The sequence below is a fragment of the Streptomyces sp. NPDC104761 genome, from assembly GCF_055583445.1.
On record NZ_JBVJNZ010000041.1, the window covers coordinates 1 to 9,843 of the forward strand.

Annotated in this window: 9 protein-coding genes; 3 read left to right on the forward strand and 6 right to left on the reverse strand. The window is 72.2% G+C overall.

Annotation, left to right across the window (positions count from 1 at the left end):
- The first annotated feature begins 136 nt into the window (after window positions 1–136).
- Genes ACZ63F_RS42930 through ACZ63F_RS42940 form a run of 3 tightly spaced genes read left to right on the forward strand, consistent with a single transcriptional unit; the run spans window position 137 to window position 2,570 of the window.
- Entirely contained in the window at window positions 137–1,018 is an 882-nt protein-coding gene (locus ACZ63F_RS42930) for an alpha/beta hydrolase (RefSeq protein ID WP_469719518.1), read from the forward strand.
- Window positions 1,015–1,581, forward strand: a complete 567-nt coding sequence (locus ACZ63F_RS42935; protein WP_469719520.1) for a hypothetical protein — start codon at window positions 1,015–1,017, stop codon at window positions 1,579–1,581. The genes ACZ63F_RS42930 and ACZ63F_RS42935 overlap by 4 nt, the downstream gene beginning before the upstream one ends.
- Before the next feature lie 5 nt (window positions 1,582–1,586).
- A complete protein-coding gene (locus ACZ63F_RS42940) occupies window positions 1,587–2,570 on the forward strand; it encodes an MsnO8 family LLM class oxidoreductase (RefSeq protein ID WP_469719522.1) in 984 nt (327 codons plus the stop codon).
- 143 nt (window positions 2,571–2,713) lie between these two features.
- On the opposite strand, the gene ACZ63F_RS42945 is transcribed toward ACZ63F_RS42940, so the two are convergent.
- From ACZ63F_RS42945 to ACZ63F_RS42970, 6 genes are all read right to left on the reverse strand, one after another.
- Window positions 2,714–3,961 (reverse strand): acyltransferase family protein, encoded by a 1,248-nt coding sequence (locus ACZ63F_RS42945; protein ID WP_469719523.1) that lies wholly within the window; start codon window positions 3,959–3,961, stop codon window positions 2,714–2,716.
- Window positions 3,962–4,053: 92 nt separating this feature from the next.
- Entirely contained in the window at window positions 4,054–5,316 is a 1,263-nt protein-coding gene (locus ACZ63F_RS42950) for an FG-GAP repeat domain-containing protein (RefSeq protein WP_469719525.1), read from the reverse strand.
- Window positions 5,317–5,342: 26 nt separating this feature from the next.
- Window positions 5,343–6,074: a hypothetical protein gene (locus tag ACZ63F_RS42955; protein WP_469719527.1), complete on the reverse strand. Its 732-nt coding sequence runs from the start codon at window positions 6,072–6,074 to the stop codon at window positions 5,343–5,345.
- A 16-nt stretch (window positions 6,075–6,090) separates the two neighbouring features.
- Window positions 6,091–7,305 carry a non-hydrolyzing UDP-N-acetylglucosamine 2-epimerase gene (wecB, locus tag ACZ63F_RS42960; protein ID WP_469719528.1) on the reverse strand — a complete coding sequence of 405 codons (1,215 nt, stop codon included), beginning with the start codon at window positions 7,303–7,305 and terminating at the stop codon, window positions 6,091–6,093.
- A gap of 205 nt (window positions 7,306–7,510) precedes the next feature.
- Window positions 7,511–9,187: an FAD-binding oxidoreductase gene (locus tag ACZ63F_RS42965; RefSeq protein WP_469719530.1), complete on the reverse strand. Its 1,677-nt coding sequence runs from the start codon at window positions 9,185–9,187 to the stop codon at window positions 7,511–7,513.
- Window positions 9,184–9,780: a sigma-70 family RNA polymerase sigma factor gene (locus ACZ63F_RS42970; protein WP_469719531.1), complete on the reverse strand. Its 597-nt coding sequence runs from the start codon at window positions 9,778–9,780 to the stop codon at window positions 9,184–9,186. Before ACZ63F_RS42970 ends, ACZ63F_RS42965 begins: the two co-directional genes overlap by 4 nt.
- Between the last annotated feature and the right edge of the window lie 63 nt (window positions 9,781–9,843).

Here is a 9,843-nt window from a genome sequence, read left to right on the forward strand (position 1 = left end):
TCCCGTACGGCGGATCGCGGTGCGACCTGGCCAACTGCCGGTTGGCGTCGGCCGTACGGCTCTGCACAGTGCCGAAGGGGACCCCGCCGCCACCGCACCCCCGGCCACGGCGGGCGGTCCCGGAAAGGAGAACGTCGTGAAGCGTGTCCCGGACCTCCGGCACACCCCCTCGCAGGGCACCGCCGGCTGGAAGGAGGTGCTGCTGCCGTCCCAGGGCCACCGGGTACCGGCACGGGTCTACCGGCCGGCCGCCGGGCCCGTCGGCTGGCTGGTCTGGGCGCACGGCGGAAGCTGGCAGTACGGTTCGGCGGCCCAGTGGCACGAGGTCACCTCGGACCTCGCCCGCTTCTCCGGCAGCGCCGTGGTCAGCGTCGACTACCGGCTCGCCCCCGAGCACCGGCACCCGTCCGGGCTGCTGGACGTGCTGGCCGCGGTGCGCTGGGCACGCCGCGAGGCGATCCGGGAGAACGGCGCCCCACTGGTGGCCGTCGGCGGCGACAGCTCCGGCGGGACGCTCGCCGCCTCGGCCGCCCTGGTCCTGCGGGACTCCGGTGAGCCGCTGGCCGGCCAGTTCCTCGCCTACCCGCCGTTCGACCCGGCCTGCCGCAGCCCCTCGTACGGGGCGGACGCCACCGCGTACCCCTCCGCCGAGCAGCTGCGCGCCGCCTGGCTCCGGTACCGGGGCGGCGCGCCGCTGCCCCGGCGGACCGGCGGGAACGTCCTGTACTCCACCCCGCTGGAGGCCGCGGACGTCACCGGGGTGGCCCCGGCCGTCCTCGCCGTCGGCGACCACGACCCGGTGCTGGACGACGTACGCGGGTACGCGGAGACCCTACGGCGGGCGGGGGTGCGGACTTCCCTGCGGCTGTTCCACCAGACCCCGCACGCCGCGCTGGTCATGCCGTCCCGGCACGGGGACGCCGACCGGGCGCATCCGATGCGCCAGTGGCTGGGCCGGATGGTCGCGGCCCGATTCGCCGAGACCGCCGACCACATCGCACACCAGGAGGACAAGTGACCACGCACCCTGTATCACCGCCGGTCCCGGGGGCGCCCGCGCACCTGGAGGCCCTGGGCCGCCACTTCGGGGACCTGCGCGACGGCACCCACGGGGACGCCGTCTCCCGGCAGAGCAAGGAGCGGCTGTTCCACGAGGCGGTCACGCTGCTGGACCCGTACGCCCGCCGGGTGCTGCAAGAGTTCGACCACGAGATGCTGCGCGACACCGGGACCGTCGAGGCCACCGGCGTGGGCCGCACCCCGGACGGTGGCCTCGCGGCGCTGTGGACGCTGTCCTGGCCGGAGCAGCGGAAGACGGACATCCAGCCGATCACGCTGATGGCGCACTACGGACGGGGCTTCCACCATCCGCATCTGCGCGGCGCCACGGTGGCCGACTGGCCGCTGAACGTCTTCACCGAGGAACAGGCGGCCGCCGAGGTGCCCACCCTGCGCGCGATCGCCTCCGCCGACCTGCACAACCTGGTGTTCCAGCGCGACTACCGCATCGTCCCGGCAATCGTCGACGACCGGCCCGGGCAGGACGGCCGGTCCGGCCCGAGCAGCCGGAAGGAGGCGTGAGCGGCGTGCGGATCTCCGTTCTCGACCAGTCACCGGTCGGCGAGGGGCACACCGGCGCCGACGCGCTGCGGGCCTCGATCGACCTGGCCCGCGACGCCGACCGGCTGGGCTTCACCCGGTACTGGGTGGCCGAGCACCACCACTCGCCGGGATTCGCCGGGAGCGCCCCGGAGATGCTGGCCGGGGCCGTCCTCGCGGCGACCGACCGGATCCGGGTCGGCACCGGAGGGGTGCTGCTGCCGCGCTATCCGGCGCTGAAGGTCGCCGAGGTGTTCGCGGTGCTGTCCGCTCTCCACCCGGGCCGGGTCGACATGGGCATCGGGCGGTCCGGCGGACCGGCCGGGGACTTCCCGGAACGGCTGCGGGAGTTGCGCGCGCTGCTGCGGCCGGGCGGCCCGGACGACGGCCCGCGCGCCGTGACGGCGGTGCCGCCGGTGCAGCCGGAGCTGTGGCTGCTGGGGGCGAGCGCCGGTTCGGCGAGGGCCGCGGGCGAGCTGGGCGTGGGCTACGCCTTCGCGCACTTCCTGGTACCGGGACCGGGCGTACAGGCACTGCACGCGTACCGGAGCGCCCAGGCCCGTGCGGTGCCCGGGGACGGGCGCGGCGGGGTGCTGGCCGTACGCGCGGTGCTCGCCGACACCCGGGCGCGGGCCGAGGAACTGGCCGGGTCGATGCTGTTGTGGCGGGCCCGCAAGGACCTCGGCGACGACCGTCCGCTGCCCTCGGCGGCGAGCGTACGGGCGCACCGGTGGACCGGACGTGAAGCGGAACGGGCCGCCGACCGCAGGCGGTCGATGATCTTCGGTACGCCCGAGGAGGTCGTCCCCCGGCTGCGGGCGCTGGCCGAGGAACACGGGGTGTCCGAGCTGATGGTCAACACCCTGACCCAGGACCCGGCCGACCGGGCGCGCTCCTACCGGCTGCTGGCCGAGGGCTTCGGACTGTCCGGCACGCGGTCCGGCGAACCGGTGGCGGCTGCCGCCGGCTGAGCCGCGAGCGTGTGCGAAGTGCCCCGTCCTCCGGGAGGACGGGGCACTTCGCACGGGAGGGGGAGAGCTTCCCGCCCGGGGACTCCGGGCGGTGTCCCCGGGCTCAGGTCGGTCTCCCCGGGCTCAGGTCGGTCTCCCCGGACTCAGGTCAGTTCCCGTTCGGCGTCCGGTGCGGCGGCGGACACCGTGCGCCGGGCCGGTGCGGCCGCCGGGACCGGGGTGACCGTCGGGGACGCGAGGCGCCGGGCGCGGGCGAAGCGGCGCATGGCGGGCATCTCCACGAAGCGGTAGAGGAGCCAGCCGGCGAGCAGCGAGGCCGCGAAGAACAGGACGACGACGGCCACCGCCACCGGGGTGCTGAACGGCTCCGAGCCCAGCAGGCTGCGCAGGTAGAAGATGGTGACGCCCTGGACCAGGTAGAAGCCGAAGGAGACCTCGCCGAGCCAGACCATGGGGCGGCTGCTCAGCCAGCCGCCGCGGGAGCGGGCGTCGCCGTCGGCGACCGACGCGATCAGCAGGCCGATCGGTACGACGGTGGCGGTGACGAAGGTGTACTGGAACGGCACGAAGTAGGTGGCCCCGTACCCGGCCGCGACCAGGACGAGCGAGAGGCGGACGCCGATCCGGCGGGGCCAGCGGCCGGTCAGCACGATCCGGGCGAGCAGCGCGCCGAGCACGAACTCGAAGAGCCGGCCGGGCGGGAACAGATACCCGAACCAGAACTGCGCGTCGGAGACCGGGGTGATCGCCGACTTGGGCGTGTCGGGCACCAGGTACGTCGAGACGAGCTGGACGGCGACGGTACCGGCGACCATCACGGCCGACCAGGCCCACAGCGCGCCGCCGCGCAGCCTGCGGATCGGGACGATCAGCAGCGGGAACAGCAGATAGAACAGCAGCTCGCTGCCGAGGGACCAACTGGGCGGATTGAGGCTGAGGTTGATCGACGCCTGCGGGAAGAACGTGTGGATCAGCAGCAGGTTCGGCAGCCATTCGGAGACGCCGGTGACGGCCGCCCCGGCGAACAGCACCGTGACCGCGGCGGCGACGACCAGATGGTTGGGGAAGATCTTGGTCATCCGGCGGCGCCAGAAGGCGGTGACCCGCTCACCGGGCCGTGCGGACCAGGCCAGGACGAACCCGGAGAGCACGAAGAAGAACGAGACGCCCATGTAGCCGGTGGAGACGAAGGTCCTGGCGTAGACGCGGGCCAGGGAGTCGTCGGCGAACGGGTTGACCGGACCGTTCGGCGGGACGGGGCTGTTGGAGAGGGAGGAGTGGAAGAAGAACACCAGGAGCGCGGCGAAGAACCGGAGTCCGGTGAGCGAGGGCAGCTTCGACGGTCTGCTCCCGGGGCGGGAAGTGCCCGGCGGTACAACGGCGGAGGACATGGCGACGGCTTTCTGCTGAGGGCGGTGCCGCCCGGCCCGGCCGAGTGGGACGGGCGGGCCGGGCGGCGTCCGCGGAGGTCGGGGCAGGGGGTCTACTCGGCGTCGCCGCGCGGCGTCCGGTTCCGGTAGAGCATGATCTTGGCGTCCTTGGCCACGTAGTAGTTCTGGACGGAGTAGGCGATGGTCGCGAAGTCCAGGCGGCCGTCCCCGTCGAAGTCGCCGGTGGCGATCCGGGCGACGGACTCCTCGCCGACCCGCCACTTGGCCCAGACGCCCGCCGCCAGGTCGATGGCCTTGTAGTACATGACGCCCTGCCAGGGCCACGGGCCGCGCAGCGCCACCAGGAACTCGTCCTCGCCGTCGCCGTCGAAGTCCGCGCAGACGATCTGGTGGCCGGGTCCCTCGCCGCTCTCGTTGGGGTCGCCGTACACGTCCAGCAGGGTGCGGGACCAGACGGGTTCGCCCCGCTCGTCGGTGCCCGTCCTGGCGTAGACGGCGACGGTGTTGCCGTGGAAGGGCTCGACGGCCGCGACGTACGCCATCGGGTCGTCGCCGACCCGGCCGGCGTTGACGTCCCCGCTGCCCCGGAACCCGGTGGCCTCGAACTGGGTGGTCTCGCCGGTGCCGATGAGCCTGCGCACCCACTGGCCGGTCGCCTCGTCGAAGTAGAGCCAGGTGACGCCCTCGTCGGAGGCGAACAGCAGTGAGTCGAGGTCCGAGCCGGGTATCAGCCCGGCCTTCTTCTCTGCGCCGTGGATCATCCGGAAGTGGCTGTCGTCGATGGTCTCCATCGGCCATTCCGCGGCGGTGTGCACATCGTCGGGCTGGGTGAAGACCACCACCGGCAGCACCGCGTGCACGTCGGCCTCGGCGACGATCGGGACGCCGACGATCTGGAGCCGGTCGGTGCGGGTGAAGTGCCCGACACGCAGCCGGTGCATACCGGTGGCCCGCCCGACGTAGTGCCGCTTCCAGCGGGACTCGTCCTTGTCCGGACCGCCCGGGTTCTCCAGCCAGTCGATCTTGCCGCCGGCCGGGTCCGGGTCGTGGATGGTGCCGATCGGACCGTACAGCTCGTAGCAGAGGACCACGTCCGGGTGGCCGTTGCCGCTGATGTCGGCGAAGTCGGCGCCGACCGGCATCCTGATGCCGTCCGCGATCAGCCGACGGGTCCAGTGGTCGTCGTTCTGGTACCAGTAGATCTCGCCGAGGCGCAGACCGTAACCGAACAGGTCGGGGCGGCCGTCCTGGTCGATGTCGGGGGCCTCCAGCCAGTAGCCGTCGCGCAGTTGTTCGGCGACGACCTCCGGGGCGAAGACCGGCGGGATCGGAGCGGTGCGGTGCTTCTCGGTCATGGCGTGGGTCCTCTCGGGAAGGCGGGTCAGCGGGCGGGGCGGTGGTACTCGACGGCGAGCCAGACGCAGTCGGTGTCGGCGCGGTACTGGTGCCAGGGGTAGCGGTAGCCGCCGCCGGGGGCGGTACGGCAGAACGGCTGCGGGGTGGTGTAGCCCGGGGCCATCGGGATGTCCTGGTAGAGGGTGCGGTGATCGTGGGCGTGGAACTTCTGCATCCGGCCCACCCCGGCGATCTGGGTGTGGACCTCGATGAAGTCGTGCCGGTTGTGGATGGCGCAGTCCGTGCCGGCCGGGGCGTACCAGAGGTTCACCCGGATCTCGTAGGTCTCCCCGGCGCCCCGGTCCGGGCGCTCGCCGAGCAGGTGGGGCGCGTCCAGCCGGGCCGTACCTGCGCCGTCCTGCGGGCCCTTCCACAGCGGGGTGTGCCGGGGGAACTCCGTCGGGTCGGCCGGGTCCGGCGGCGGCAGCAGCTCGCCCAGCGGATGCCAGCCCGGCGCCCGGACGACCTCGGCGGCAGGCCGGTCCGGGAGGCCGAGGACCAGCACGGAGGGCGCGCCGACGACCGTGGTGTCCGCCAGGATCGTGGAGGACAGGGCCGGGATCGTCACCCGCGGCTCGACGTCGAGCAGGACGGGTTCCGGATGGGGGTTGACCACTACGGCGGGCCCCCGCACCCGGTAGTGGTCGACGTTCTCCACCAGCAGCGCCGGGATGTCTTCGGCGCCCAGCTCCAGGGTGCGGACGGTGTTCCGGTTCATGGCAGGTCCTCGGTGCTCAAAGGGTCGGCTGGGGCGCGTGCCGCTCGTAGTCGGCGCTGCGGGCGAGTTCGGCGGCGAACTGGTCGACCGGTGTCTCCGGCACGAACGGCTCGGGACGGTCGCCGAGGCCGAGGAAGCAGGCCACCGCGTCGACGGTGCGCCGGGCGGCCCTGCCGTCCCCGTAGGGGTTGGCGGCACCGGCCATCCGGTCGTAGGCGACCGGGTCCCGCAGCAGTTCGAGGGTGGCGGCGACGATCCGCTCGGTGGTCTTGCCGACCAGCTTGGCGGTGCCGGCCACCACGGCCTCGCTGCGCTCGGTCACCTCGCTGAGCACCAGGGTGGGCTTGCCGAGCGCCGGGCCCTCCTCCTGGGCGCCGCTGCTGTCGGAGACGATCAGATCGGCCCGCTTGAGCAGCTTCATGAAGCTCAGATACGGCAGCGGGTCGGTGACGGTGATGTCCGGGTGGCCCGCGACGACCGGCAGGATCGCCTGGCGCACCGCGGGATTGCGGTGCAGCGGGATCACCACCCGGGTGCAGGGCTCGTCCGCGATGCGGCGGAACGCGGCCGCGATCTCCGCGAGTTGGGGCCAGGCGTCCCGGCGGTGGGCGGACGCCAGGACGATCCGGCGGGGGTCCTCGTCGAGGTCCCGCAGGGCGGGGTCGCCGTACTCGACGGCATGTTCGCCGGCCCAGCGCAGGGCGTCGATCACAGTGTTGCCGGTGACGACGATGGTCTCTTCCGGGATGCCCTCGCAGAGCAGGTTGGCACGGTTGGCCGGGGTGGGCGCCAGGTGCAGCGCCGAGATCTGGCCGACCAGTCGCCGGTTGCCCTCCTCGGGAAAGGGTGAAGAGAGTTCGCCGCTGCGCAGTCCGGCCTCGACGTGGACGACCGGGACCCCGTGGTGGAAGCCCGCCAGGGCGCCGGCCAGTGTCGTCGCCGTGTCGCCGTGCACCAGCAGGGCGTCGGCGCCGAGGCCGGGGAGCCGGGCCTCGAGTCCGTTGAGGATGCGGGCCGTCACCTGGGAGAGGGTCTGCCGGGGGGCCATCACCTGGAGGTCGATGTCGGCCGCCAGGCCGAAGGCGTCGAGGGTCTCGTCCAGCATCTGCCGGTGCTGCCCGGTCGAGATGACCACCGGGTGGAGACCGGGATGCGCCTGGAGCGCCCTGATCACGGGAGCCATCTTGATGGCCTCCGGCCGGGTGCCTATGACCACGGAAACAGTTCGCATTTCTTTCTCACCGTCCAATCCATCAGCATGGTCGAATTCCTTCTCCTGATGTGCTGCACTGACGAGAAAGAGAATTCCACCGGGGCGGACGGAGGGTCAACGCGTGCATTTTCCCGGTTGTACGAAGCAATGGGCGCCGGACATGAGAAAAGCCGGCCCCGCTCCACTGAGCGGGGCCGGCCAGGGGCCTTTCAGGTGTGTTGTATCAGCTCCGCGCGGGAGCTATGGACATGGAGTGCCGGAACCGGTTCGACGGGTCGTAGCGCCGCTTGACCTGCTGAAGTCTCGGGTAGTTACCCTTGTAGTACAGGGTCGTCCACGGCGTGCCGGAGCGGTTGTACCGCGGGTCGGTCATATCGCGGTCCGGATAGTTGATATAGCAGCCGTCGGTGGCGTCATTGATTTCCGGTACACCGTTGCTGGCCGCGAAGAATTCGCCGTAGAGATCCCGGAGCCAGCCCAGATAGAAGTCATCCTCCGCGGGGTCGTTCCAGAAGGTCTGGAAGCACATCTTGAACACGGCGGACCGCTGGGCGTTGGCGGTGGCGTGCTCCTCGACGGCGTTCACCCGGCCGCCGAACGAGAACAGCACCAGCATGGTGTCCGGGTTGGTGAAGTCCGGCCGGGTCATGTACCGGTAGAGCGCCGTGAGCTGGTCCTCGCTGAAGTTGCGACGCATGTACGCGGACTTGTGGCCGCCGCGCGAGGTGGGGTTGGTGATCGTCGGGTTGTCCGTGCCGACCAGCCGGGTGGCCTGGAGCCAGGGCAGCTCCCGGGGCTCGTGCAGCCCCGGCATGGCCGGCAACTCGCCGTTGCCGCGGTCCAGCGAGCGAAGCTCCACACCGGTGCCGCTGGTCACCGCCGCCATGAAGGAGTCGAGCATCTCGCGGGCGCCGGGGACCGAGGCGTCGATCTGAGTGAACATCCCCAGGCTGCCGTGAGCCTTGGCGGAGACGTTGAACAGGCTGCTGAGATGCCGGTAGGGACTGTCCGGGGCGCTGTGCTGCTCGTGCCAGGCCCCGAAGTTGTACACCAGCCGCTTGAACGTCTTCTCGTCCAGACCGTCCCAAGGGATGTCGACGGCGCTGACCAGCACCGTCGCCGGTGCCTTCACCAGCAGGTCGGACGGCTCGGGGCCGCGGGCGTCCGGTGAGCGGAACCAGTAGCGGGTGACCAGCCCGAAGTTGCCGCCCCCGCCTCCGGTGTGCGCCCACCACAGGTCACGGTCGGGGTCGTCGGCCTCGCGGGTGGCCCGGACGGTACGGGTCCGGCCGGCCGCGTCGGCCACCACCACCTCGACCGCGTAGAGGTGGTCGACGACCAGGCCGTGGGCACGGGACAGCAGACCGTACCCGCCGCCGGCGATGTGCCCTCCGGCGCCGACGCTGTAGCAGATGCCGCCCGGCACGGTGACGCCCCAGCCCTTGAACAGGGCCTCGTAGACATTGAGCAACCGCGCGCCGGGCTCCACGTAGAAGGCGCGCATGGCGGGGTCCCAGCCGACCCCGGTCATCTCGGAGAAGTCCAGGATCACCTCGACGTCGGGGTTGCTGGTGAAGTCGGCGAAGCAGTGGCCACCGCTGCGCACCGAGATCCGCTTGCCGTTCCGTACGGCCTTGGCCAACGCCTGTTCGGCGTCGGCCGAGGAGCGGATCATCTTCACGTAGTCCGGGGTGGCGACGAACCGCTGGTTGTTTCCGGTCTTCAGGGTCGGATAGCGGGAGTCCCCGGGGGTCACTGTGCTCCCGGTGCCGGCGCCGACCGCGCCGACCGCCCCGGCCGCCGCGTGGGCGTCCGCGGGCAGCAGGGCTCCGGCCACCGCCGCGCCACCGGCCACGGCGGCACCGCGGCCGAGCAGGGTACGTCTGTCGATTGCGTTCATGTCAGGGGCTCCTTCGCAGGGGTGGATGGTGCGGGACCGACACGGCGTGGCTCGAGTTGGGGCAGCAGCTCCCGCATCCGGCGGCGGCCGCGGTGCACCCGCGAACCCACCGTCCCGGTGGGGACGCCGAGGATCTCGGCGATCTCCTGGTAGGCGAGGCCCTCGATGTCCGCGAGCCGCAGCACCGCCGCGTACTCCTCGGGCAGCGAGCGCAGCGCCGTGCCGATGTCGGGGTGCGCGAACCGGGCCAGGTACTGCTCCTCGGCGGATGCCGGCGGGCCTGTGTCCGGCCGGAAGTGCAGGTTCTCGTCGAGGGGTTCGGTGCTGTGCGGCCTGGCTCGGCGGCGGCGGTGGTCGTTGATGAAGGTGGTGATCAGGATCCGGTGCAGCCAGGCACGGATGTCGGTGCCGGGCCGGTACTGGTGGAAGGATCGGAACGCCTTCAGACAGGTCTCCTGGAGGAGGTCCTCGGCGTCGGTGTGCGAGCGGGTCAGGCGCCGGGCCGCGGCCAGGAGGTGGGCGCGGTGCGGCAGGGCCTCCGCCTCGAAGGCACCCGCCAGGTCCGGCGGCTTCGCCGTCGGGGTGACGGCCATCGGTTTCCCTCGGGCAGGGGCGGGGAGACCTCGAAGTCGCCTCCCCGCCCTGGTGGTCGGTGG